The organism is Anabaena sp. WFMT (assembly GCF_051781005.1).
Classification (GTDB): domain Bacteria; phylum Cyanobacteriota; class Cyanobacteriia; order Cyanobacteriales; family Nostocaceae; genus Anabaena.
The window spans coordinates 162,653-187,688 of sequence record NZ_JBPWOA010000017.1; the positions used below are offsets into that span (position 1 = coordinate 162,653).

General features: G+C 38.6%; 18 protein-coding genes. 8 read left to right on the top strand and 10 right to left on the bottom strand.

The genetic code is table 11. The annotated features are described in order from the left end of the window. The first annotated feature begins 167 nt into the window (after positions 1-167). Complete coding sequence (gene glyS, locus ACSQ6I_RS09580; RefSeq protein ID WP_438890115.1) at positions 168-2,318, top strand: glycine--tRNA ligase subunit beta; 2,151 nt, start codon at positions 168-170, stop codon at positions 2,316-2,318. An 80-nt stretch (positions 2,319-2,398) separates the two neighbouring features. Then, a complete protein-coding gene (gene murD / locus ACSQ6I_RS09585; protein WP_438890116.1) occupies positions 2,399-3,850 on the top strand; it encodes a UDP-N-acetylmuramoyl-L-alanine--D-glutamate ligase in 1,452 nt (483 codons plus the stop codon). A 513-nt stretch (positions 3,851-4,363) separates the two neighbouring features. On the opposite strand, the gene ACSQ6I_RS09590 is transcribed toward murD, so the two are convergent. After that, positions 4,364-6,022: an alpha/beta hydrolase gene (locus ACSQ6I_RS09590; protein ID WP_438890117.1), complete on the bottom strand. Its 1,659-nt coding sequence runs from the start codon at positions 6,020-6,022 to the stop codon at positions 4,364-4,366. Positions 6,023-6,234: 212 nt separating this feature from the next. Between ACSQ6I_RS09590 and ACSQ6I_RS09595 the strand changes: the two genes are divergently transcribed. Continuing rightward, complete coding sequence (locus tag ACSQ6I_RS09595; protein WP_438890118.1) at positions 6,235-6,675, top strand: hypothetical protein; 441 nt, start codon at positions 6,235-6,237, stop codon at positions 6,673-6,675. A 69-nt stretch (positions 6,676-6,744) separates the two neighbouring features. Here ACSQ6I_RS09595 and ACSQ6I_RS09600 read toward each other — a convergent pair whose 3' ends face one another. Next, on the bottom strand, positions 6,745-7,773 hold the full coding sequence (locus ACSQ6I_RS09600) for a M28 family peptidase (RefSeq protein ID WP_438890119.1): 1,029 nt from the start codon (positions 7,771-7,773) through the stop codon (positions 6,745-6,747). Positions 7,774-7,922: 149 nt separating this feature from the next. On the opposite strand from ACSQ6I_RS09600, the gene ACSQ6I_RS09605 reads away from it, so the two are divergent. Together ACSQ6I_RS09605 and ACSQ6I_RS09610 are read left to right on the top strand one after the other, a co-directional pair. Further along, positions 7,923-9,155 (top strand): urease accessory protein UreH domain-containing protein, encoded by a 1,233-nt coding sequence (locus ACSQ6I_RS09605; RefSeq protein ID WP_438890120.1) that lies wholly within the window; start codon positions 7,923-7,925, stop codon positions 9,153-9,155. Positions 9,156-9,207: 52 nt separating this feature from the next. Then, positions 9,208-9,789: a hypothetical protein gene (locus tag ACSQ6I_RS09610; RefSeq protein WP_438890121.1), complete on the top strand. Its 582-nt coding sequence runs from the start codon at positions 9,208-9,210 to the stop codon at positions 9,787-9,789. A gap of 46 nt (positions 9,790-9,835) precedes the next feature. On the opposite strand, the gene galE is transcribed toward ACSQ6I_RS09610, so the two are convergent. After that, positions 9,836-10,834: a UDP-glucose 4-epimerase GalE gene (galE, locus tag ACSQ6I_RS09615; RefSeq protein WP_438890122.1), complete on the bottom strand. Its 999-nt coding sequence runs from the start codon at positions 10,832-10,834 to the stop codon at positions 9,836-9,838. A gap of 252 nt (positions 10,835-11,086) precedes the next feature. On the opposite strand from galE, the gene ACSQ6I_RS09620 reads away from it, so the two are divergent. Together ACSQ6I_RS09620 and ACSQ6I_RS09625 are read left to right on the top strand one after the other, a co-directional pair. Then, complete coding sequence (locus ACSQ6I_RS09620; RefSeq protein ID WP_438890123.1) at positions 11,087-11,719, top strand: hypothetical protein; 633 nt, start codon at positions 11,087-11,089, stop codon at positions 11,717-11,719. A gap of 340 nt (positions 11,720-12,059) precedes the next feature. Beyond that, the gene (locus ACSQ6I_RS09625; protein ID WP_438890124.1) at positions 12,060-13,811 is read left to right on the top strand and encodes an ABC transporter ATP-binding protein; all 1,752 of its coding nucleotides are present in this window, start codon (positions 12,060-12,062) and stop codon (positions 13,809-13,811) included. 125 nt (positions 13,812-13,936) lie between these two features. On the opposite strand, the gene ACSQ6I_RS09630 is transcribed toward ACSQ6I_RS09625, so the two are convergent. The 5 genes from ACSQ6I_RS09630 to ACSQ6I_RS09650 form a co-directional block, all read right to left on the bottom strand. Continuing rightward, entirely contained in the window at positions 13,937-16,135 is a 2,199-nt protein-coding gene (locus ACSQ6I_RS09630; protein ID WP_438890125.1) for a transglycosylase SLT domain-containing protein, read from the bottom strand. A gap of 377 nt (positions 16,136-16,512) precedes the next feature. After that, positions 16,513-17,004: a hypothetical protein gene (locus tag ACSQ6I_RS09635; RefSeq protein ID WP_438890126.1), complete on the bottom strand. Its 492-nt coding sequence runs from the start codon at positions 17,002-17,004 to the stop codon at positions 16,513-16,515. Positions 17,005-17,354: 350 nt separating this feature from the next. Beyond that, on the bottom strand, positions 17,355-18,053 hold the full coding sequence (locus tag ACSQ6I_RS09640) for a hypothetical protein (RefSeq protein WP_438890127.1): 699 nt from the start codon (positions 18,051-18,053) through the stop codon (positions 17,355-17,357). Between the two features lie 480 nt (positions 18,054-18,533). Continuing rightward, on the bottom strand, positions 18,534-19,793 hold the full coding sequence (locus ACSQ6I_RS09645) for an FAD-dependent hydroxylase (protein ID WP_438890297.1): 1,260 nt from the start codon (positions 19,791-19,793) through the stop codon (positions 18,534-18,536). A gap of 327 nt (positions 19,794-20,120) precedes the next feature. Beyond that, on the bottom strand, positions 20,121-20,879 hold the full coding sequence (locus ACSQ6I_RS09650; protein ID WP_438890128.1) for a YebC/PmpR family DNA-binding transcriptional regulator: 759 nt from the start codon (positions 20,877-20,879) through the stop codon (positions 20,121-20,123). A 144-nt stretch (positions 20,880-21,023) separates the two neighbouring features. On the opposite strand from ACSQ6I_RS09650, the gene ACSQ6I_RS09655 reads away from it, so the two are divergent. Further along, positions 21,024-22,385 carry an ABC transporter substrate-binding protein gene (locus tag ACSQ6I_RS09655; RefSeq protein WP_438890129.1) on the top strand — a complete coding sequence of 454 codons (1,362 nt, stop codon included), beginning with the start codon at positions 21,024-21,026 and terminating at the stop codon, positions 22,383-22,385. A gap of 145 nt (positions 22,386-22,530) precedes the next feature. Here the strand turns inward: ACSQ6I_RS09655 and ACSQ6I_RS09660 are convergent, their stop codons facing one another. Both ACSQ6I_RS09660 and ACSQ6I_RS09665 read right to left on the bottom strand, forming a co-directional pair. Next, entirely contained in the window at positions 22,531-23,493 is a 963-nt protein-coding gene (locus tag ACSQ6I_RS09660) for a hypothetical protein (RefSeq protein ID WP_438890130.1), read from the bottom strand. A gap of 27 nt (positions 23,494-23,520) precedes the next feature. Beyond that, positions 23,521-24,975 carry an AAA family ATPase gene (locus ACSQ6I_RS09665; RefSeq protein WP_438890131.1) on the bottom strand — a complete coding sequence of 485 codons (1,455 nt, stop codon included), beginning with the start codon at positions 24,973-24,975 and terminating at the stop codon, positions 23,521-23,523. Between the last annotated feature and the right edge of the window lie 61 nt (positions 24,976-25,036).

A 25,036-nucleotide genomic window follows, 5' to 3' on the forward strand; every position in this document is an offset into this window, starting at 1 on the left:
ATATTTAGACATAGGCGTGAAAAACAATGTAGAGCGGAGAATCTCTACCCAGGTCACGTCTCTACATTGGAAAAAAGAAAATTCTGCCGAATCAGTTGTACATCGCATACTTCAGCCTGATGGCAAGGTACACTGTTGGAATTGACTGATAAAGTTAAGAGTGACCTATGCCTGCGTTTTTATTAGAAGTTGGAACAGAAGAACTACCTGCAAGCTTTCTTAGTAATGCTATTGTACAATGGCGATCGCGCATTCCCCAAACTCTGGAAGCTAACAGCCTTACATATCAAGCTTTTGAAGTTTATGGAACTCCTCGCAGATTAGCAGTTTTAATCACCGGTTTACCATCTCAACAACCAGACAAAGAAGAAGAAATCAAAGGGCCACCCGCACAAGCAGCCTTTAAAGATGGTCAACCCACACCCGCAGCAGTCGGTTTTGCTAAAAAACAAGGTGTGGAAGTCGCAGCTTTTGAAATTCGTCCCACAGAAAAAGGTGATTTTGTCTTTATCCAAAAAAAGACTCCTGGCCGTCCAGTTGCAGAAATTTTGACAGAACTGGTTCCCCAGTGGATTTGGAATTTAGAAGGAAAGCGGTTAATGCGTTGGGGACATGGAGATGCTAAATTTTCCCGTCCGATTCGCTGGTTGGTGACTTTGTTAGATGGGGATGTTTTGCCGTTAGAATTGGAAAATGGCGGTAAAACTGTCAAGAGTAATAGAATCTCTCAAGCACATCGCGTTTTACATCCCGAACCTGTCACAATTCCCCACGCTACAGAATATGTAAATACCCTCCGTTCTGCTTTTGTGAATGTTGTCCCAGAAGAACGGGAAAATATCATTAAAGAACAAGTGACAACAGCAGCACAAAAGTTAGGCGGATATACACCAATTTACCCAGATTTATTAGCAGAAGTCATCAATCTTGTTGAATCTCCTAGCGCAGTTATCGGTAAATTTGAAGATGAATTTCTCCAATTACCAACTGAAGTAATTACTACAGTTATGGTAAATCATCAGCGTTATTTCCCTATTTTTAAAACTGCTGACAGCAAAGAGTTATTACCCAATTTTATCACTACTTCTAACGGTGATCCTGCCAAATCAGATATTATTGCAGTCGGTAATGAAAGGGTAATTCGAGCGCGTTTAGCTGATGGTAGATTTTTCTACGAAGCTGATTTAGCTAAACCATTAGAAAGCTTTTTACCGCAATTGGAAAAAGTCACTTTTCAAGAAGATTTAGGTTCTGTTCGGGCGAAAATTGACAGAGTTGTTAATATTGCTAATTTCATCTCTCAACAATTGCAGTTAGGAGAAAGTGAAAGCGAGAAAATCAAAAGAGCAGCATTATTGTGTAAAGCTGATTTAGTCACACAAATGGTGTATGAATTCCCAGAATTGCAGGGAATTATGGGAGAAAAATATGCTTTAGCTAGTGGGGAAGATGCAGAAGTTGCCACAGCCATTATTGAGCATTATTTACCCAAAAATGCTGATGACATTTTACCCCAAACCCTCACAGGTCAAATTGTCGGTTTAGCTGATAGATTAGATACATTAATCAGTATCTTTGGCTTAGGCTTAATCCCCACAGGTTCCTCTGATCCTTTTGCATTGCGTCGGGCAGCAAATGCCATAATTAATATTACATGGTTTGCGAATTTGCAGATTAATTTAGAAAAGCTATTAGAACAAATAGCCACCGATTTTGCAACAGCTTTTAACAAAGATGGGAAATCATTAATTAAAACTTTGCAAGAATTTTTCCTGCAACGTATCCGCACTTTATTACAAGAAGAAAAGCAGATTGATTATGATTTGGTAAATGCAGTTTTGGGAGAAAATGACCCAGAATACACAGAACGAGCATTACAGGATTTATTAGATGTACGCGATCGCGCTCTCTACTTGCAACAAATCCGCAAAGACGGTACTTTAGATAAAATCTACGAAACCGTCAACCGTTCCACCCGTCTAGCAGCACAAGGCGATTTAGACTTCCAGCAGTTAGAACCGCAATCTTTAATTAACCCCGAATTATTCCAAAAAGCCTCTGAATCTGCATTCTATAACGCCTTGGTTGAGTTAGTACCCGAAACCCAAGCAGCGCAAGAAAACCGTGATTACCTACGATTAGTAGCCGCACTAGAAAAAATTGCTCCCACTGTGAGTAATTTCTTTGATGGTGAAGATAGCGTTTTAGTCATGGACTCCAATGCCGATATTAAGCGAAATCGGTTAAATTTACTGGGATTACTTCGCAATCATGCTCGTGTTATAGCCGACTTTGGTGCGATCGTGAAAAATCTGTAGCAAAAGTCAACAAAAACAGGTGTAATTTTTGCTAATTAACGCTACCATAGGGTAGCTTAACCAGGGATGCTACACAGTCTATGCCAGAAGCTATAGTTATTGGATTGGGAAAGTCCGGTGTTGCTGCGGCAAGATTGTTGAAACAGGAAGGCTGGGAGGTGGAGTTAAATGATAGTAGCACCTCCCCGACCCTCCTCAAACAACAACAAGAACTTGCCATTGAAAAAATTCCCGTTAAATTAGGTCACACTCCAGACCTAAATAATACTCATTTACCCAAATTAATAGTTGTTAGTCCCGGTGTCCCTTGGGATATTCCTATCTTAGTCAAAGCGAGAGAGTTAGGGATTGAAACAATTGGGGAAATGGAATTAGCTTGGCGAAATTTACAAAATATTCCTTGGGTGGGAATTACTGGTACAAACGGTAAAACTACCACCACAGCCTTAACTGCTGCCATTTTTCAAGCCGCAGGATTTAACGCTCCTGCCTGTGGTAACATCGGTTTGGCTGCGTGCGAAGTAGCTTTAGCCAACATGAGTATTGAAGGCGACGACCAAAACCCAATCCAAAATCCAAAATCTAAAATCCAAAATCGTTATGATTGGATAATTGGTGAACTTAGCAGTTATCAAATTGAGTCTTCCGTAACTCTTTCTCCCCGCATTGGTATCTGGACAACCTTCACACCAGATCATTTAGCACGTCATAAAACTCTAGAAAATTACTACAATATCAAAGCCAAGCTATTAAATAATTCTCAGTTGCAAATATTCAACGGCGATGATTCCTATTTAAGTAAAATAGGATTAAGTGATTGGCCGAATGCTTATTGGACAAGTGTTAAAGGTCAAGATTTTTTAATTGGTGAAAAAGGCTTTTATATAGAAAATGGTTGGGTAATAGAAAAGTTAAGTTCCACATCTGCACCCACACCAATTGTAGAAGTATCGGCTTTGCGAATGGTAGGAGAACATAACCAACAAAATCTCCTCATGTCAGTAGCAGCAGCAAGGTTAGCAGGAATAGATGTTAATGCGATTTCCCATGCTGTGCGGGAATTTCCCGGTGTTCCCCATCGTTTAGAACATATCTGCACATGGGAAGGTATTGATTTTATTAATGATAGCAAAGCGACTAATTATGATGCCGCAGAAGTTGGTTTATCATCTGTAAAAAGTCCCGCAATTTTAATTGCTGGTGGTGAAGCTAAAGCAGGTGATGATACAAATTGGTTAACAAAAATTCAAGCCAAAGCTGCTGCTGTTGTACTCATTGGTAATGCTGCACCAGCATTTGCTCAACGTCTGCAAGAGGTAGGATATACTAACTTTGAAATTGTGGAAACAATGGAAAAAGCTGTACCCAAGTCCGCAGAATTAGCAAAACTCCATCAAGCATCTGTCGTTTTGTTATCTCCCGCTTGTGCAAGTTTTGACCAATATCCAAATTTTGAAATACGCGGCGACCATTTCCGGCAATTATGTCTTATCGAACAGAATTCAGGAGTCAGGAGTCAGAATTCAGAATAATATCGGGAAGTGCTGTATGTCATACTGTATCCCTGACGGGGAGGGTTAGGATGGTAGTTTGTAACCCGCTATAAATTGAAGGAATAATGGTGGGTTAGCGTAGCGTAACCCACCCTACAATTTTTAGGGAATTTATTTTTTGGTGTTCTCTTAGTAGAACTATCAACACTGTTCTAAGTAATCAGAGAAAATTAATTACACAGTTTATTCCCCATTCCCCTTTAAATGCCACAGCTATATATAAAGATAGATGAATTATCTATCTCATAAATGATTAAATTTGCCAGAGTCTTTCACTTCTGTGATTAAGGTTTGGCACAACACCAAGCCTTTTTTATACTTTTACTATATCACACTATAAAGTAAATTGGGCAGTGCTTTCGTTCAAAATTAGCCTTGATTGTACTCCTTAAGGAGGATGCTTAAATTACTGAGAGTTTATACACTAGGATATATTTTACCCTGAGTGAAGTCTTGGCTTGGTTTCCCTTCCAAGCCTTTTTATTTTTCTAACTATCTTTTCATCAACCCCATTGCATCCATAGGAATTTGTCTGACTATACTAAATGGAAACAGACTAGTTGATGAAATTTGAGCATAATCTGAAGTCAAAAATTCCGCATATTTACTAGCTTCTGGTGTTAACTGTGCTGCCATTGCTAAAGTCACAATTTTCACAAATTTCCGCACATCAGTTGCTTGCTCACCCTTGATTTCTCGACTCGAAAAAGGTGTATTTGGTTCTACGGACTGATTTAAATTGGTATCAGAGTCCATAACACTCAAATGTGTAGCACCAACAGCACCAGCAAACCATTTAGGAGCCTGAATTTTAGCAAAGCCTATTACCTGTTCGGTTAAAGGTGGAGTAATTTTATCTGCGGAACTTGCTAAAACGAGGGTGGGAATTTGTACTTTTGTTAAACCAGTTTCACCAAATAATAAAGAAGTGGCTGGATTAAGTGCAACTATTTGTTTAATTCTGGGATCTTGCAATTGGTAGTTTTTCTCTGGTAATTCTTTAGCTACACACAGAAAACCTTCGACTAAACTCAATTTAGCCGATTTCTGTTCACAGCTTTGTTTGAGGCTTTCAATTTGAAATTCACCACCAGCTAGTGCTAAAGCTGTAGTACCACCAAAAGAGTAACCGACAACCATGACTTTATCAGTTGCGAGTTTCCCTTGGAGTGGGTTATTAGCAGTTTGGTTGATTTTTTCTAATTCATCGACAACAAAACTAATATCACGAGGTCTGTCTAAAAATTCTTGAGGTTTTAGCAACTGGGTTTTATTTTTAGCTGCTAATTCACTACTAGTTTGATTACTACCTGGATGTTCTAAGGCTGCGACTACATAACCATGAGATGCGAGATGTTGTGCTAAATAACGCAAATCAGCGCGGGTTGAGCCAAAACCGTGAGAAAAGACAATTACAGGTTTATCGGTATTTGCGGAATTTGACCAGTACACATCTAGGGGAATATTGCGATCGCGCTTTTCGTCATTTAAACTTAAATTGAGTATTTCAACTTGTGCGCTTCCAGCTTGTTGAGGGTCAAGGGAATAAGCTTGTTTGAGATTGCTGGGGTCACTTGGTGGAGCCATAGCCAGCATAAACAACTGAGTCCGCAAAAAAGCCATATTTAAGCTTTTTGCCACATTTAAAGCCTGTGGTACATTAATTTCTAGGCTTTTACTGGGATAAGCCGCAATAAAACTGAGTACAGATAGACCTTGGGGCGAATTAGCACCTATAATCAATCCGGATCTAAGTGCTTGAACGCCGGCTTTATCTTTGCGACTGATACCAGTAGAAATGTCATTAAGAATCGTACTACCAATTTGAGTATTAAGTAACCTATTCAGTGTGACGACATTTAGTGGTATTTTTGCTCTCAACCCCCCGATTAAAACGCGGCGTTGTTGTTCTGATAGTCTTTTGGTATAAGTTCCTAAACTAGCGGGTAATTCTTTATTTTTCGCAGATTTTTTTAATTCATCTAAAGAAACAGATTCTTCTAAAGCACCATACCGCACAACAACTGTATCTGCTGCTTGCGCTGAAGTGTTTGCTCCTAATAATGGCATGAATGCGATTGCTACCGCAGGTATCGCACTAATTACACCTGCTACTAACTTGATATTTTTCCAGTTTTTTCCTATCAACATTTTTCAACTACACCTTAACTTAGGGGATTGTAGCTGGTTTTAGTTTATTTGACTACCATACTCTTATGAAAAACGTGAAATAATTGATAGAGAATGTATCCAAAATCAGTGTTTACAGCCACAAAATTTTCTTTAAAAATCATCTAACTTTAAGATGGTATTTTTCTGATTAATCTCAACACAACCTCTATTCACAAAACTAATTTAAATTTATGCGTAGTCCCTTTATATATGCTTCTATTCTGCTGCTTTCTTGTTTGATTATTGTTATTTGGTGGCCTGTAAATGATTCTACTTGCAGTCTTGTCGATGTGCTGAAGTTGAAAAAAACAAATTTTCAAGTCCAAGCGACTCAGGTTGTGGTTAAACCTTGGCAAGGTAAACATCATATATATGCAATATTTAAGGTTCCTGATGAATACAAAGAAAGCAAATTTTTTATGTTAACGGTTCCAAGTAATCGTAAATATTGTTCTCGTCCTTTTGGGCATAGCCAAAATTATGATGATGTTTTTGCAGAACCAGGAACACATTTAATTAGGCATTATATTAGAACTCGTATTGCTGTAAAAATGATTTTTCAAGGTTTGTATTCTCAGCTTAATAATCCCCAAAATTGGACTTTGACATTTCCTAAAATCAAGGTTGATTAACCGAGTACCGAGTACCGAGTATTGAGTACCGAGTAAGAATTTTTTCCCCTGCCTTCTGCCTCATGGTCTCTAATTTTGGCTGTTAGTTGCTGGTTGAGTTGTTAAAACACCGGATTTTTCTAACAACGTATTAGTAGCATTGACTATAATTTGCGCTGAACCTGTGAAAAAAGAGCGATCGATATTTTTTGGTAAATCACTTGGTTGGTGGTAATTAGGGCTACGCAAATTAGCAGTATCTGTCACTAGAACAGCACCCACACCTTGATACCAAAATGGTGCATGATCACTGCGTAAAGTATCTGGTGTTAATAAGCCTTTAAAGGGTATGGGTAATGTTAGCACTGCGGGTAGATTTTGATTAGTGCTGTTAAAAGTATTTAATAAAGGTAAATGTTCCATATCACCGACTACGGCTAAAAAATCACCTTTATCACTAAGTGGAGTTATAGGTAATCCAGTCGGGTATTGCTGACAACCAGCAGTGTAACAAGCATAACCTACCATATCCATGACAACTACACCTTGGATATTTTTTAATCGTGCTGCTTTTCTCACAAAAGCTTGACTACCTAAAAGTCCTGCTTCTTCTTGGTCAAAAAAAGCTAACTGCAATGTTCTCGGTGTGGCATAATCGGCAAAAAGTCTAGCAACCTCTAATACTACAGCTACACCAGTGGAGTTATCATCTGCACCAGGAGATAAATCAACGGTATCATAATGGGCAGCGATGAGAATTGCACCAGCGGCTTTGTTAGTTCCTTGTTTTTGGGCAAAAATATTTACACCAGTGGGAAATTTTTCTATTTGGGGTTTCCAGCCAAATTTTCGCAATTGGGTTGTAATATAAGTGCGGGAGTGCGATCGCTCTTTTGGAGTAAAACGCTGAAAGTTCAACTTCTGAATGTGTGCCAAAAGTTGATCAGCAGACACTAATGGAATATTAGTATTAATTTGTTGTTCTGGCTGTGGTTGGGGCTTTTCTATGGGTGTATTTTCAACAATAGGTAAAGTCTCAGGTTGCTGGAAAAAACCGCTAATGCCCATCACAACTATTGCACCCGATATCAGCAAAAGCAGCCAAAGCCATTTTTTCATGATGATTTTTCCTGTCTTCCAAACAAAGATAGCGCAACACCTAGTTTGACAAGTCGTCTTTTGACAAAATCAAAAATTTAATCTATATTCCCACTCTAGAAAAGTTCTGATTTTTCAGAACTCAGGACTCAGGACTCAGGACTTTATTTATGTTAGATTTGCTGTTGATGACCATCCTGGGATTCCTGGGGAGTTTTGGACATTGCTTTGGGATGTGTGGCCCCTTAGCAGTTGCATTTTCCCTTTCCCATCAAGAAGAAACTCAGGGTTGGCAACAGCAATTAAAATTTCATACCTTGCTCAACTTAGGACGAATGTTGAGCTATGCTTTAGTCGGTGCGGGTATTGGCGCATTAGGTTCTGTATTAGTCGAAGGTGGACAATTAGCAGGTATTGGTAGCGATTTCCGCCGCTGGATAGCAATTATTACAGGCATAATGTTGATTTGGTTTGGTTTAGGACAAGTCAAACCAGACTTATTACCGAGTATTCCCCTATTACACCCCCTATTAAAAGGTAGTTTACATAACCGCTTGAGTGCAGGTATGGTGAAGCTATCTTTACACACAAAGTGGTGGACACCAGCATTACTAGGGATGACATGGGGTTTAATGCCTTGCGGTTTTTTATACGCTGCTCAAATTAAAGCGGCGGCGACAGGTAATTTATGGCATGGTGCAATTACCATGTTAGCTTTTGGCTTAGGAACTCTACCGACGATGTTGGGAGTAGGTGTTTCCACTTCCTTAATGAGTAAAGATCGCCGTAGTCAGTTGTTTCGTTTGGGTGGTTGGGTGACATTAATCATTGGCGCAATTACCTTATTGCGGACTGGTGACACAATGGTAGACTACAGTGGACACGCTGCCCTGATATGCTTAATTCTGGCGCTAATTGCTCGTCCCATCAGTAACATTTGGGCATCACCTATGCGCTACCGTCGTGCTTTAGGAGTGGGGGCTTTTGTGCTGTCGGGAGTACATACCATTCATATGATAGAACACTCCCTAGAATGGAATTTTGCCGCTTTCTGGTTCTTACCGCGAGAATTTCAATGGGGAATGGGTGCAGGTGCTGTGGCGTTGGTGTTAATGAGTCCTGCGGCTTGCACAAGTTTTGATTTTCTGCAAAAATCTTTAGGTAAGCATTGGCGAAAAATTCATCTTTTGAGCGTTCCAGCTTTGTTATTAAGTGCCATTCATGCAGTATTGATTGGTTCTCATTACCTGGGTGCTTTAAGATTGACTTGGGAGAATAAATTAGCAGCTTTGCTACTAGGAATTATTACTCTTTGTGTGTTGTTAGTGCGATCGCCTTATTTTTGGTCAAACTCCAGTATAAAAAAGTTATATGTCCCCCCAAAGATTACAGGTGACAGGTAGAAGGCAGGGAGCAGGGGGCAGGGAGTAGGGAGAAATTTACGAATTATGAATTATGAATTACGAATTACGAATTACGAATTACGAATTATTATTTCTGCCCATTGCTTCTGCCCATACAGTGAAAATAGCAGGTGATGTTGGTGGTACTATCCACATTGAACCCAATGATAACCCTCGTGCTGGTGAACCCGCTCAAACATGGTTTGCTCTCACCCGCAAAGGTGGTAAAGTGCTACCGCTGAAAGAGTGTAATTGTCAGTTAGCTATTTATGCCGAACCGCATACACCAGGAGAACCTGCACTGCTTGAACCTGATTTGATACCTGTACAAGCTGAACGATATCAAGGCATACCCGGCGCAGAAATTACTTTTCCCAAACCAGGGGTTTATGAATTGCAACTGAAAGGTAAACCAGTCACAGAAGCGAATTTTCGACCTTTTGAGTTAAAGTTTCAAGTCACTGTAACCGCAGGTAAAGCTGTAGCCGCACCACAATCTGTACAAAATGTAGCTGAGACTAATCAACAGCAAAGTACGGCGATAGAATTCATACAGCCTATAATTATCCTGGCAATTACGCTGCTATCTTTAGGTATTGTAATTTTCTTAGTTAAAGCACTAAAAAAAGAGTAATTTTTCATCACTCAATACTCGGTACTCGGTACTCAATCCTCGGTACTCACTTGTGCCTTTTTTGATGCCAGTTCCAGGCATGAGTGACAATATCTTTAATATCAGGATACTGTGGTTGCCAGCCTAAGATGTTTTTGGCTTTCTCGCTTGTACCAATGAGAACAGGAGAATCACCTGGACGGCGATCGCATTCTTGCACAGGTATAACCTTTCCTGTAACATCCTTAGCAGCAGCAATTACCTCTCTAACTGAGAAACCATTACCATTACCCAAATTAAAAACTTCACTTTCGCTACCTTGGAGTAGATATTCCAAACCCAAAATATGGGCATTTGCTAAATCAGCAACGTGAATATAATCTCGAACCGCAGTACCATCAGGGGTAGCATAATCGGTTCCAAAAATCGAAATTGATTCCCTCTGTCCTAATGCTGTCAGCAACACCAAGGGAATTAAATGAGATTCTGGATTATGATCCTCACCTAATAATCCATTGGGGTCAGCACCAGCTGCATTAAAGTAGCGGAAACGCACCGATTTTAACCCATAAGCCACATCAAAATCAGAAAGAATCTGCTCTACCATCAACTTGGTAGTTCCATAGGGATTAATGGGATTTTGAGGATGATCTTCAGTCAGGGGGATAAATGTTGGTACACCGTAGGTAGCACAGGTGGAGGAAAAGACAATTTTTTTAATAGAGGCTGCCAGCATCGCCTCTAAGAGTGTCAAAGTACCTAAAACGTTATTTCGGTAGTATTTAGCAGGATTTGTCACTGATTCGCCCACATAAGTATAGGCAGAAAAGTGCATAACTGCTTCAATATCATAAGTGTTAAAGAGGTTATCTAACAGAGGGCGATCTTCTATATCACCTTCTATCAGTTTTACCTGTAAAACCTTTTCTACTAAATCCCGATGCCCATACACCAGATTATCAAGGATGACTACCTGATAACCAGCTTGCACCAGAGCCAGCACCGCATGAGAACCAATATAACCTGCTCCCCCCGTCACCAAAATGGTAGGTTTTCCCGGCGACATAATTTTTCCTTTCAACGAGTTGACGACGACTACCCAATCAATTTAGTTTACTGGTGCTACCTTACTCTTACGAAAAATTCTAAATAATACACTCAGTGTCAAAAAATTGCACTAAAATCACTACGACGGCAGTTTGTGTGTGTGAGGGTTAAGTTATTTTTAAGTCACTTAGTAATTACAGTTTGACGATAAAATCAACCTACTTCCCGCGTCCTCTAGACCTGCCGCACCAGAAAATTAGAGAGTTAATCTATGTTTCAATTACTAAGCCGGGTCTTGCTATGGATGCTCATTGCCGCTGTTGTCTTTTCTTTGTTTCAAAAATTTTACCCAACAGTAGACTATTTTGGACGATTTGTTTTATTGGTTGTAGTGGTAGTTTTAATTGTGGCATTTTTAAATCCCAATGAATCAGGGCCTGTAGCTTCCTTGTGGCGGTTTATATCTTTTCCACTCAAGCCTCTGGGAGCTTCGGTGTTAATGTTGATTTTCGCTGCCCAAAAAATCAAAGGTGGTGGAATAGACAAACCGGGAGGACTCTTGGTGGGTTGGGCGCTGACAATTTTACTGTTATCTAGTACACCAGCTATTGCTTACTTTTTATTGAGGTCTCCAATTGCGGCAATGGCTCCTCCTAGCACATTAGTAGCTATGGGGCCAGCAGCTAATGTTGCCAATAACATCTCCGATGTGATGGGAAATGGCATTATACCTGTGGGAAATATGAAAATCCCTGCCTATCTACTACAAAATCCAGCAGCTATCGAAAGACGGGGGTTGCTCGTAGAAGATTTTGTACCCCAGGCGGAAACCTTGCAACTCACAACCCAAGTTTGGGAAAGTTATCTGAATCAGGTATACATTTTCTTACGTGGTCGTTCTTAAGCAGGTGGGAGAAAAATTTTGGATTTTAGGTTTTGGCTGGAACTATCTCCAGATTTCCTTTAATCCAAAAATCCTCATTAAAAAGTCAGCGGGGCTTGTCAATAGTGACTCTGAACGGAAAACGATGAACAGGAAACAGGTAAGATTCTTACCAATTACCAATTACCAGCCTAAACTGGATAACTAGCAACTTAAGCTAGTAGTTAAGATTCCTTTGACATTCTCCGGGCTAAAGCTACGGAGATTCTTCGTTCAACGAGTAAAGTCCGAGATACGGAACTACGTTGCTTTGCCTCAAGGGTTTTTGGCATATTCTTTATAAAGTTGCAAAATTGCTTGAATGTCACAATCTCGACGGCTTGCTAAACTCGCTACTTACCTACGTCCCCATTGGCAGGACACTACATTAGGCATTATTGCTTTATTGTCTGTGAATGGGCTGGGTGTTTATATCCCTTTGCTGATTCGCTCTGGGGTTGATCAACTTTCGACAACCTTTAGCTTGGATCAAATACTACGTTATGTAGTGATAATCATCTTGCTCAGTTCAGCAATGTGGCTGATGCGTATGGCTTCCCGCATCTGGATTTTTGGTGTGGGTCGTCAGGTAGAATTTGAACTGAAACAGCGGATTTTTGAACATTTACTCAAGCTCGAACCGGCTTATTTTGCCATTAATACTCCTGGTGATTTAATTAATCGAGCTACGAGTGATGTAGACAATATCAGGCGGTTGTTGGGTTTTGCAGTATTGAGTTTGGCAAATACTTTTTTTGCTTATACTCTAACGCTGCCAGTGATGCTGTCAATTAGCGTGGATCTGACGTTAGCTTCTCTGGCAGTTTATCCGTTTATGTTCTTCTTGGTGCATCTGTTTAGCGATCGCTTACGCAAACAACAAGCGGCTGTACAGGAGCAACTTTCAGAAATTAGTGAGCTAATCCAAGAAGATATTAGCGGCATTTCTTTGATTAAAATCTACGCTCAAGAAGAAAACGAGCGTCGCGCTTTCCAAAGGAAAAATCAGGCTCTATTGACTGCTAACCTCACATTGGCAAAAACCAGAAATACTCTCTTTCCTCTCATTGGTGGGTTGGCTAATATCAGTTCCCTCATCATCATTTGGTTGGGAACTATGCGGATATCTGCTGGAACTCTGGCTGTGGGTGATTTTTTGGCGCTATTAATTTATGTAGAACGTCTGGTTTTCCCCACCGCTTTACTAGGATTTACAATTACAACCTACCAACGAGGTGAGGTGAGTATTGACCGACTGGAGTCGATTCTGAGTGTGACACCAAAAATTCAAGATCCACCAGATGCTGTAAATCTTTCAGCAAGTAAAGTTAAAGGGGAAGTGACAGCCAAAAATCTCACTTATACCTACCCAGGGGCTAATATCCCAGCTTTAGATCATGTCAACTTCACTATTGCTCCTGGGGAACTTGTGGCCATTGTTGGTGCAATTGGCTCTGGGAAATCAACGTTGGCTAATGCTTTGCCTCGGTTGTTAGATATTGAAGCGGGGCAGTTGTTTTTGGATGGTTTGGATATTACTAAAATAACTTTAAATGATTTACGGGGTGCGATCGCTTACGTACCTCAAGATAGTTTTTTGTTCAGCACCACCATTCAAAATAATATCCGCTATGGCGACCCTCTCAGTGAACATCAAGATGTGGAAGCAGTAGCAAATATTGCCCAAATCGAGGCAGAAATTAGCAATTTTCCCCAGCAATATGAAACAATCGTCGGCGAGAGAGGAATAACTCTTTCTGGTGGTCAGCGGCAACGTACAGCCCTAGCTAGAGCCATGTTGATTGATGCCCCAGTATTGATATTAGATGATGCCCTTTCCAGCGTCGATAATCAAACTGCTACACAAATTCTCAAAAATCTATCTAGTGGTACTCAACAAAAAACAGTAATTTTCATCACCCATCAACTATCAGCCGCTGCCACATCTGACCGAATTTTGGTCATGGACAAGGGCAGAATTGTCCAAGTAGGTAATCACTTAGAACTTGTAGAACAACCAGGTCTATACAAAAAATTGTGGAGTCAGCATCAAGTGGAGGAGTTATTGCATTAGGGAGTTGGTGAGTACCGAGTATTGAGTACCGAGTATTGAGTATTGAGTATTGAGTAAGAATTTTCTCTCCCTGCTCCCTGCTCCCTGCTCCCTGCTCCCTGCTCCCTGCTCCCTGCCCCCTGCCTTTACCTGTCACCTTCTTTTGGCAATTTCGGATGTGTGGCTGAATATTTACCTACTAAAGCAGAAATCGAGGGGTTATACAGTCGTAGATAATTCCAGTAATTACCAAAAACTTGGCGGACGTAATTTTTGGTTTCGTCAAAAGGAATTTCTTCGACAAATTCATCTGGATCTTGTTTAGGTATAGTTCGCAGCCATTTAGCCACATTACCTGGACCAGCATTGTAACTAGCGATCGCTAACATGGAATTATTACCATATTGCTGATGGGTATGATCTAAATACCACGTACCCAACATCACGTTATCATTCGGGTTTTCCAAATCAATCGTTTTCATATCCACGTTGATTTGTGGTGCTATCCATGCGGCTGTACTGGGCATTACCTGCATTAAACCAGTCGCACCGACTGTAGATTTAATTTTCGGCTGAAACATCGACTCTTGCCGCATTAAAGCCGTAACTAGCAGAGGATTAAGTTGCCGTGTAGTTGACCATTTTTCAATTTCCTGGAGATAGGGAAAAGGATAACGAGCTTGCCAGTATATTATCTGCTGGCTTAAAGCCTCATATTCAGCTTTTTGGGCTGGTGTTTTCCAGTCCTCTAATTTAGAAATTTTGGCAATACCAATCAGATTTTCTCCCTCTGCCAACCGCATTAACCCTTCAGTAAATTGTTCAGCTACGCTAGGTTCAGATTTATTCAGAAATTCTGACTCCCACTGCAACCAAGCATCACGATCTTGACCAAGTAAATACAATTCTTTGAAGGTTTCCGAACCCGCTGTCGGCACAGGACGCTGAGGGGTGACAATTTGTGGTTTCAGCAGCCGTAAGTCATTAAAATTACCTACATCTAGCCCCAAAATGCTTGCAGAACGCCATGCGTAATAAGACTGAGGAAATTGACTGAGTACATACTCATAAGCAGCGCGAGCTTCTTGCTGTTTCCCTAGTATAGTTGCCCATTTGCCTACCCAAAAACCTGCTCTAGGAGCCAAAATACTGGTAGGATTTTCAGTGGTAATTGGTTGCGCCCATTGCCATGCACCTGTATAATCTTGGGCTTTAGCTTTGCTTAAGGCAATTTTCCAGCGATATTCTGCTGCTTCGTTAGAAGTGCTGTACTTACCTAATAGTAATTTCCAAGTTGCGTTCGCTGACTGGTTATCTTTCAGAGTTTCCTGTAATTTAGCTTTTTGTACCAGTGCTGTCGGTGCTTGTTCAGGAAATTTATTAATGATTTGATCAAGATAGGCTGTTGCGGCTTTCCCTGGGGCTATTTCTGCTAGTCTGAGCAGAGCGGTTCCTGTTTCTGTAGCTGTGGGAAATTGTTGTACCTGTTGTTTATAGAGAGCAACTGCTTTGTCTCGTTCTTTATTTAACTGTAAACCTCTGGCGATGCGATAGAGGTTACGGGCTGTTTTGGGTGCTTTAGTATAAGCGGTAGCTGCCTTGGTAAATTGATTATTGTCCCAGTAGGCTGAACCAATTAGTTCCCAATCTGCGGGTGTAAGTTGAGACTGTTTAAGCAGCGGATCTAAAATACCGACAATTCCCGGTTTGTCAGAGGCATATTTAGCCAAGATTAATCTTAATTTAGGCTGATTGGGATTATCTTGTAAGCGTTTGCGGATAATTTCCCAGGTGAGGGGATGGGAAGGAAATTGTGCGATCGCTGTATCATGGAGTTTCGGCAGTCCAATTAAATAAATAGCTTTAACTGCGGCTGCTTCTTGGGGATAATCTTTCAGAACTTTTTGTCGCAGATCCGAAGCCTTGCCTTTCTCCCCCAACATATCCTCTGCCTGGGCTTGTCTGAGCAAAATATATGGTGCTAAAGCAGGATATTCTTTTTCTAGTCCTGTCAGTAAACTTAGAGCTTTTTTCCCTTGGTCAGTTTCAATGTAATCACTGGCCAAAAGATAACGGGCCCGTTCCCTATCTGGTGAACTCCCTGTTTGAGCAATTTCCTCTAGTTTAACCACCCGTTCTGGTAACGATTGAGACACTAAGCTAAATACAGGTGACTTAGCTTGATTACCCTCAAATAGTTTCTCAGGCTGACTCTGACTTAATTTCAACCATTGACTCAGGGTTTTTCCAGCTTGTGGGGCTGATACCATACCCCCGACTAAAAAGGCACATAATCCTGCACCAGCAATCAGATAAATTTGCTTGTTTTGTAGTTTCTTCAGCATGGATACCCGCTGTTCGTAGCGTCTCAAAGAGAAATTTTCCGATCAATTTTCTGCAACTTTAACACTACTAGCGCGAAATGTTATCACTTTTGAGTTACAAATTTGAGCTTTTTTGAGGAAAAACGTCAATCAATTTTGGATTTACGTTAGCGAAGCGTACGCAGCGCAGCGAGTATTTTGGATTTTGGATTGACTCCACCCTAAAGTGTGTAGCTTGAGGATTTTAGATTGGCTATTTTGGATTAATTCTGCCCTGAAGGGGCGGGGCTTGTACCGAAAATTCCCAATCCAAAATCTAAAATCCAAAATCTAAAATTTTTTGGTCAGGAGTCAGAAATCAGGAGAATTGTCAAATCAGGAATTAACTCGTTCTTAATTTAACAGTTGGTACTGGGAACATCTACATTGAATATAGATTTCTTGCTTTGGCTGCGGGCTGGATAAAAAATAATATCACGGTTCAAAACTCGCAGATGACTAATTAACACTTCTATAGGGTTTATCCCCTGATTCATTAACCAAATTGACCAACCAATCAGTTTCAGAGTATTGAAAAATGATATGCGAGTCAACCATTCGTGAAATGCAACACGAGCTTCATCTAAAAGAGCATCATACTCTCCTATGATTTCTGTATCATGGAACATTGGTGAATTAATACCATGAATTCCACTTACCTGATGTTGTCCCATTTTAATTCTTGGTAAACAGGAAACTTCAAGATGATATAAATCATGGTAACAAAGTAAATCATCATTTATGTGTATCAGCCTACCTCCTATTTTTACACGTTCTTTGCTGATGCAACCTAGCATTTTTTTGACTGATAAATCTATCCAAATTTGCGAAGGAGGAATAAGTTTGTCCATAGAGAGATGACAATTTGTTTTAGTTTTGTTATCTAGCAGGTATTGTAGGTTGTTAAGCTATACATTAAGGGTGAATTTAACAGCAATACTTTGTGAATTATCAAATAATACGCTTGATATCAATCAAGTTTATCTGTCTATACCAATAAGACCTTTCATTATCAAATATAATTAATTCCAAATTCAAAAGATGTCAAGTCTATATACAACATCAGAAAATGATTTTAATTATCAAAAATAATCACCAGAAGGAATATATTTTTCACCTTAGACATAGGGGTAAAAAAGATTGTAGAGACGAGAATACCTACCCATGTAACTTCTCTACACGGATTTCAAGTTATGCACATTTAATTCTCCGAGATGTCTCTTGGTAATAAATTAAACGAATTGCAAAAACCGCTAATACTCTTAACTAAATATTTTTGCCTATTTTTATTAGTCTCTACACTGACTTGATATAGTCTCTGATCAACTAAAAATATTCTTTGTTTAACAATAATGTCACCAGGTTTGGTATAGTTAACCTCTCTACCTGGATATCTACCTAAACTAATTTTTTCTTCACTGACCAAGGTACTTTTTGAATTTTGTAAAGCTGTTTTTCTGCCAGTATCTATAGCTTCTTCTACAAGATTATTCCGCTTCAATAACTCGATATAATCATTGGGATAGTCAATATAAGCGACTGTATATTTTACCTCTTCTTGTGGGCGCTCTACTGTCAATATATTTACTTCAACTATACCATTTTTAGTATTAATTTTTTGTTTAGTTTTTGTAGGTGTACCAGGCATTAAAATACTAAATTTACCTTCTGGAGAAGAAAATATTTTCCATATTGACTGAGCTATTATTAAAGGCTGATTAGCTGATACAGTTTGTGTAATTGTGTATCCACTGAATAAAACAAATCCTACAAGAGAGCAACGTAAGAATCGGGATTTCATAAGACTCAATGATTGATCGTATAGAATGGCAACGCTGTTGTAGTTTAATTCTATACCAATAAAAGGATATTTTAACAAAAATATATATTTTGATGACATTTTTACTAAAACTACTACATAGCTTTTACTTTATAATTTGGAGGTAAAATTATCTGCGGTTTAGACTTGGCTGAGGTTAGTCAGACAATTTTAGATTTTACATTTCGTCGTGAGCGCTACTTTAGACGAGACTCAGTACAAGACAGTCTAACAATTTTGGATTGATTCCACGGATAAATCCGGGCTTTGTACCATTAAGGAATTATTGGTTAATCTCTATTTGAGAATGACAAAAACTTGGTTTTAATAAGTAGTGAGTCAAAATTAAATTCACTCATGATGTGAGGAAACAGGAAACAGAAAAATAAGTTATGTAATTGCTTCTGTTCAAGTACTTCAGGACTTACACAACTGGTACATTGGTAAGGTGCGTCAGATATCAAAAATCTGTTTATTTACCAGATTTATCAAGTCTGACGCAGCTTTAGTCCTATACTTATCAACCGAGTTGAGGGATTGGTAAATTTGAATTAGTAAGATTCACCGTTTTGCTAATTCTGGAGTTTTCCCTTTTAATCCAATCATCAATTTGAGCGCAAATATTTTCAGCATTGGGACTCGCTGCATCAACCATAAACCCAAACGTCGGATGATTACCACTGGTAAGAAGTTATTAGAAAATACTCGATCTAATAAATCTGTGAAACCTAAAATTGCGAGATTTTCGTTTTTTCTCCAGCGTTCATATTTTTTGAGAATCTGGATATTCCCAATATCTTCACCTGCTTGGTGTGCTGCTTGAATGACTTCGGCTAAAGCTGCTGCGTCACGAATACCTAAGTTTAAACCTTGTCCACCGACGGGGTGACAGTTGTGTGCTGCGTCACCGACTAAAGCCAAACGGGGGAGAACATAGCGATCGCTCTGCATCAACTGTACCTGAAAAATAAAGCGATCGCCTAATAATTCCAATTTACCCATCTGATCACCATACCGCTTGGTCAGTTCAGCCAAAAATTCCTCATCATTTAAAGCACACAAAGCCTTTGCTTCCTCATGAGGTGCAGTCCAAACAATCCGACAACGGTTGTCAGGTAAAGGTAAAATTGCAAAAGGGCCACTAGACCAAAATTTCTCGTAAGCTGTATAGTTATGGCATTTTTCCGGCTTGACATAAGCCACAATACATGATTGCCAATATTTCCAACCCTTAGTTTTAATTCCCGCAGCTTGACGAATTGGTGAACGAGAACCATCTGCTGCTACTAGCAACTGACTACGAATTGTCCGATTCTCACCATCAACTTTAAGATTAATAGTAACTATATCTTGCTCATTTTGCGTATTTACCACTTCCGCTGGACACAAATAAGTTACATTTGCACAACCTTGCACAAATTCCTGTAACGGTTGTAACAGAGCATAATGTTCAGCTACATAACCTAATTCTGGTGTCCCTAAATCAGAAGTTTGGAACTTTACTACATCAGGATAGTCAGCGTCAGACAAGCGAACCTGGCTGTATCTGGCGATATTAGGCATAATTTTCTCCCAAATGCCAATTCCTTGGAAAATTCGCGCCGAAAGCATATGTACAGCATAAGCTTGGCCTTTAGCAACTGCAGCTGATGTCACCTTAGCCTCAATTAGCAGTACACTTAAGCCAGAGTCTTTTAAAGCAGCAGCTGTGGTTAAGCCAACAATCCCACCACCAACAATCACCAAATCGTAATCATATCCACGATTATCTGTGGGAGTGTGGGGAGGAGCAAGGATTTGAGTAAGTTGGGTAAGTGGCATTGTTAAGATAGATGACAGCATTTTACCTATTATTTTTACGCAAGTCCCCTCAGAGAGCAAGTCAGTCGCAAACTATGGCTAAATCCAAGATGTGCTATCAAACATCAAAAGGCTTTTACTCCTGAATCCTGACCGAAAAATTTTAGATTTTGGATTTTAGATTTTGGATTGGGAATTTTCGGTACAAGCCCTGCCCTGAAGAGGCGTAATTAATCCAAAATAGCCAATATAAAATCCTCAAGCTCGACACTTTAGGGTGGAGTAAATCCAAAATCCAAAATCGTAAATCCAAAATTGATTGACTCCTGCCTCCTGACTCCTGCTGTATTAAGCCATACTCAAAGCCATGAGATTATCAGCCATTTCAAAATTAGCTGTGACATTCTGCACATCATCTAACCCTTCTAGAATATCAATTAATTTAAGAAGAGATTTAGCCTGATCAGGATCTGTGACTTCTACCTGATTTCCTGGAATCCAACGCAACTCTACATCTATAACTTTAAAGCCTTTTTCTTTGAGTGTTTGACTAAGTTTCTCTAAGTTTCCTATCTTGGTCAACACCTCAGCCGTTTCATCTGCAATCATCTCATAAGATTCAGCATCACCTTCTAAAGAAACTTCTAAAAGCTGTTCTTCATCCTCAATTCCTTCAACTACACAAACCCCTTTTTGGGAAAACATCCAACTAACACAACCTATTTCTCCTAGATTCCCACCATTTTTACTAAAAGCTACCCGCAAATCTGCGGCTGTACGATTGCGATTATCTGTTAAAGCTTCAATTAAAATGGCTACACCACCGGGGCCGTAACCTTCATAGCGAATATCTTCTAAACTGGAGTTATCGCTGCCAAGAGTACCTGCACCTTTAGAAATCGCTCTTTCGATATTATCATTGGGAATCCCCGCCGCCTTAGCTTTATCAATCGCTGTCCGCAGTTGAAAATTACCTGCCGGATCTGGTACACCATTTCTAGCAGCCACAATAATCGCCCGCGATAGCTGAGTAAAGATATTTCCCCTTTTAGCATCTACTACTGCTTTCTGGCGCTTAATAGTTGCCCATTTACTATGTCCTGACATAAACCAAGAAAAATATTAACACTCTCTTCAAACATAGGATATATCTAGCTTTGACTTAGATGCAAATCTCAGGTTAAGCAACTGCGGATATTTGCTGGTCACATCTTGGACTAAGATGATTGTGCAAGTTCTCAAGTTCTCACGATGAAATTGCGTAAATTTGCCAATTATCTGCATCAATTTTTTATTTTCTATCACTGCCGACGCAAACCCAAGAAATCACTATATTACCTTGGTAGTTTCTTACTCATGCTGTTTATGTTCATATTCTCTTTAAGTGGATGTGACTATATACAATCATCTAATAAGGTGACTCATATTACCTTATGGCATGGTGTAAATCCACCACAAAATCGGGATGTATTGCAAAAGCTGGTCAACAAATTTAATCAAGCTCACTCAGAGATTCAAGTAGAATCTTTGTATGTGGGGCAACAAGATCAGCAAATGCCCAAGATTTTAGCAGCAGTGGTAGGGAATGCACCACCTGATTTATTGTGGTTTAATCCGACAATTGCCGGACAATTAGTAGAACTGGGTGCATTGATACCATTAGATGAAAAGTTAGCTCATTCTCCAGTCAAACAGGAAATTGATCCCGCTTTGTATACATCAATGCAATACAAAGAGCAAATTTGGTCAGTTCCCTTTGCTACTAACAATGTCGGTGTTTATTACCGTCCCAGTTTGTTCAAAGCCGCAGGAATCACTCAGTTACCGCAGACTTGGGAAGAGTTGCGACAAGCTGCGAAAAAATTAACTCGTGATACTAATGGAGATGGACAGATAAATCAACATGGAATGCTGTTACCTGGTGGAAAGGGAGAATTTACAGTTTTCACTTGGTTGCCTTTTATGTGGAGTAGTGGTGGTAAATTGGTACAGGGTAATGGTCAGAGTGCAGCAGATGTGGTTTTGGCAGATAATCAAGGAGCGATCGCAGCTTTGCAATTTTGGCAAGATTTAATTGCAGATAGTACTGCATTACTATCCTCTCCAGAACGGGGTTATGAGATCGAAAGCTTGGTTAATGGTAAAGTGGCAATGCAGGTAACAGGCCCTTGGAGCTTGGGAGAATTGAAACAAAGTGGCATAGATTTTGCTGTTTTTCCCATTCCCGTGCAGAAAGAACCTGCTACCGTCATTGGTGGTGAAAATTTATTCCTGTTCAAAACTACCCCAGAAAGAGAAAAAGCCGCTTTTAAATTTGCTGAGTATACTGTGAGTGCAGATTTCCAAACAGAATTAGCCTTAGGAACTGGTTATTTACCTGTCAATATTAAATCTCGTCAAAGTCCTAAATATCAAGAATTCCTGAATCAACAACCACAGATCAAGGTATTTTTAGAACAGGCAAAACACGGACATTCACGTCCCATCTTTCCCGGTTATACTCGCATTTCCGACAGTTTAGGACGCGCAATTGAAGCGGTATTATTAGGTAAAAGTTCCCCAGAGGAAGCCCTGAAAAAAGCCCAGCAACGCTTAGATTTAATTTTTAAGTGATTATTTTTGAAATGAGTCGAATAGCAATTTATTACAACCAGGCAATATGGGTAATTTTTCGTAACCATTTATTTAGGTCATCATGCTAGTCTCAAGTTTATTCAAACACCAGATATGGAAATAAATCCTATTTTTTTGTTAAAAATTAATTTTCTGCAAATTCCTTTAAAAATTGCAGAAAATAAGGAATATGATATTTAGCATAATTTGTCTGTTCTGAATAAAATTTAGCTATTTGACGCAGTAATTCATCTCTAAATGCCTCTTCTGAGTTAGTCCAATCAAGTGGTGGTTTAATTTTTTGCCAATAATCCTCTTGAGTATTTGTATCTTTAACTTTTTTCAGCATTAATAAAGCAAAAATTAGTTCATTTTTAGTTGTCTCATCTTGAGCATTTTCAAACTGTACTTTCCAAGAATCACGTAGTTTTTCTAAATCAGAACAATCTAATCCAGCACAATGACTAATGCGATTAGATACTGTTGAGAATTGTTTTTTTAAATCTTCACTATTAATCATAGCATCTGCCATAGCAATATATATATCTTCCAAAACAATGGGTTGACTATTATACATGGGAATATTGATATGATTATTAAAGGTATCTTGTAGTTCTGGTATAATAAAATATGCTTCTTTATGAATTAGTCCTGTAACCCAAATACGGTGATTATTGGCGTTTTCTTCATTTACTTGAGCTTGCTTGTAAAGATTAGAAAAAATTTCTTCTGTGTTTGAGAAATCATAATTATCAATATTTTGTGACTGTAAATCTAAATCAACAATAGCAAATAGCTTATCAGGATTTAAATATGACTCTTTACTATCTTCTTCATGTAATTCTAAAAGCTTAAAATAAGTATCTATAACACCTGTCCTACCTTGACAATTAAAAAATTCTGGTATACGTTGACTCCATGTTCTAGGAACGCATTTTTTGTAAAAATTGGCATCTGGCATTTTTGCCATTTTACCATAATTTACCACTGTTTTATTATCCAAGATACTGCCTTGACCTTCACAAAGCACAACAATTTTATTAAAAATTCTCCGGTCATTGAGTATTTTCTTACAGTGTTCTACAAGTATTTCTTGATAATTATTCATAGATAAAACTTATCAAATTATGATAGATTATTGATTGTTTGATTTAATTAGTTTTGGTTCTAGTTCTCTAACATGAGCAGGTGTAAGAGCCTGACATAATTCATAAGAGTGAGTTGCTAGAATATATTGATTGCTAGGAGACCATTGTTCTAAATCAGCTATTATTTGATATTGCCAATCTGGATGTAGTGCAATTTCAATTTCATCCATTAAAACAATAGCATCTTCGATTTTATTATATTTTATCCACATATAAATACTTAATCTTTTCAATTCACCATGACTTAAATCTTCGGGATAAATTTCTATACTATCATCACCTTTATCTAGTTTAAATTTTACCTTAGAAAAGTCTTTGGCAATAGTTACTTTTTTATTCACTAAAATTAAATTTAGATCATTTAATAATGCTTTGTATCTAGTACCATAATTACCTTCAGTATCAATAGCATCTCTAAAATCTTCATCTCTAGCGGTTGTAAATGCTTTAATTAATAAATCTACTGGCGCAAAATCATAAGTAAAAAAGCCTGGTAATTGAGATTTAGACCATTTTAAATCTAAATCATAATCTCTATGACTATTTTGTTGAAATAATAATCTTCTCGATGTTTGAGAAGTAAATAAAAATACTTGGCTAATAGGAGCAGCTAAAAAGATTTTATTAGAAGTTTTGTCTAACCAATCTTCAGCTTGATTTATATCTAAATTATTATCTATTTGAAAAAGTAAAACTTCATCTTCCTCTTTATTTAAACCTGAAGAATAATTACAGATGTACAGCAGATTTTGATTAGCTAAATAACTAGATAACTTTTGAATTATAATTCTTAATTTTGCTTGTTTATGGGAAAAATCATCAAGATTTATTTTATATATTTCAAGCATATTTTCAAGTTCTTCTTTAAATTCGTCAATTGTTGAAAGTCTTGATCTTAGTTTAATGATTCCAGAACTTCTTAAATCACCCATGACTTCCATTAATCGGTTACGCTTCATGGAATCACTGGCGATTTTTTGATCAATTTCTAGTTTATTAATTGCTTTTTCTATTTGTTCAATATCTTGTTCTGTTTTGGATATTTTCTTCGTAATATTTTCTCTTTCCTGAAAATTAGATAATCTAAAATCCTCATTGTCTTTATATCCGTTATCTTGCTGTTTTTCAATATAAGTATTTTTACAAACTAAAAACCTGAGTTCAACTTCCTGTTCACCATCCCAGATATTTATAGTTGCTAACTCTCTTTCGCTACTATCATCATTAACAACAAAACCCTGAAGTAAGTTTTTTATGAAAACCTTTCTTTCTGGATTTGTACAGCAATGTAATAAAATAAAAATCAATTGCAAAAGCGTACTTTTACCCCCGCCATTTTGACTTCCTAAAGGGAAAATATTGGGTGAGAAATTTTTATCAAACTTAATATCAACATCTTTTAAAATTCGGAAATCTGGTACTCGAATTCTTAATAACTTCATTTGAGTTTGCTTCCTTGATAAAGATTACATCTTAGAATTACGTTGTTAATAGCGAATTATT

Coding starts and splice junctions, on each gene's coding strand:
- glyS (WP_438890115.1), top strand. CDS start 168: ATGCCTGCGTTTTTATTAGAAGTTGGAACAGAAGAACTACCTGCAAGC.
- murD (WP_438890116.1), top strand. CDS start 2,399: ATGCCAGAAGCTATAGTTATTGGATTGGGAAAGTCCGGTGTTGCTGCG.
- ACSQ6I_RS09590 (WP_438890117.1), bottom strand. CDS start 6,022: ATGTTGATAGGAAAAAACTGGAAAAATATCAAGTTAGTAGCAGGTGTA.
- ACSQ6I_RS09595 (WP_438890118.1), top strand. CDS start 6,235: ATGCGTAGTCCCTTTATATATGCTTCTATTCTGCTGCTTTCTTGTTTG.
- ACSQ6I_RS09600 (WP_438890119.1), bottom strand. CDS start 7,773: ATGAAAAAATGGCTTTGGCTGCTTTTGCTGATATCGGGTGCAATAGTT.
- ACSQ6I_RS09605 (WP_438890120.1), top strand. CDS start 7,923: ATGTTAGATTTGCTGTTGATGACCATCCTGGGATTCCTGGGGAGTTTT.
- ACSQ6I_RS09610 (WP_438890121.1), top strand. CDS start 9,208: ATGAATTACGAATTACGAATTACGAATTACGAATTATTATTTCTGCCC.
- galE (WP_438890122.1), bottom strand. CDS start 10,834: ATGTCGCCGGGAAAACCTACCATTTTGGTGACGGGGGGAGCAGGTTAT.
- ACSQ6I_RS09620 (WP_438890123.1), top strand. CDS start 11,087: ATGTTTCAATTACTAAGCCGGGTCTTGCTATGGATGCTCATTGCCGCT.
- ACSQ6I_RS09625 (WP_438890124.1), top strand. CDS start 12,060: ATGTCACAATCTCGACGGCTTGCTAAACTCGCTACTTACCTACGTCCC.
- ACSQ6I_RS09630 (WP_438890125.1), bottom strand. CDS start 16,135: ATGCTGAAGAAACTACAAAACAAGCAAATTTATCTGATTGCTGGTGCA.
- ACSQ6I_RS09635 (WP_438890126.1), bottom strand. CDS start 17,004: ATGGACAAACTTATTCCTCCTTCGCAAATTTGGATAGATTTATCAGTC.
- ACSQ6I_RS09640 (WP_438890127.1), bottom strand. CDS start 18,053: ATGTCATCAAAATATATATTTTTGTTAAAATATCCTTTTATTGGTATA.
- ACSQ6I_RS09645 (WP_438890297.1), bottom strand. CDS start 19,793: ATGCCACTTACCCAACTTACTCAAATCCTTGCTCCTCCCCACACTCCC.
- ACSQ6I_RS09650 (WP_438890128.1), bottom strand. CDS start 20,879: ATGTCAGGACATAGTAAATGGGCAACTATTAAGCGCCAGAAAGCAGTA.
- ACSQ6I_RS09655 (WP_438890129.1), top strand. CDS start 21,024: ATGAAATTGCGTAAATTTGCCAATTATCTGCATCAATTTTTTATTTTC.
- ACSQ6I_RS09660 (WP_438890130.1), bottom strand. CDS start 23,493: ATGAATAATTATCAAGAAATACTTGTAGAACACTGTAAGAAAATACTC.
- ACSQ6I_RS09665 (WP_438890131.1), bottom strand. CDS start 24,975: ATGAAGTTATTAAGAATTCGAGTACCAGATTTCCGAATTTTAAAAGAT.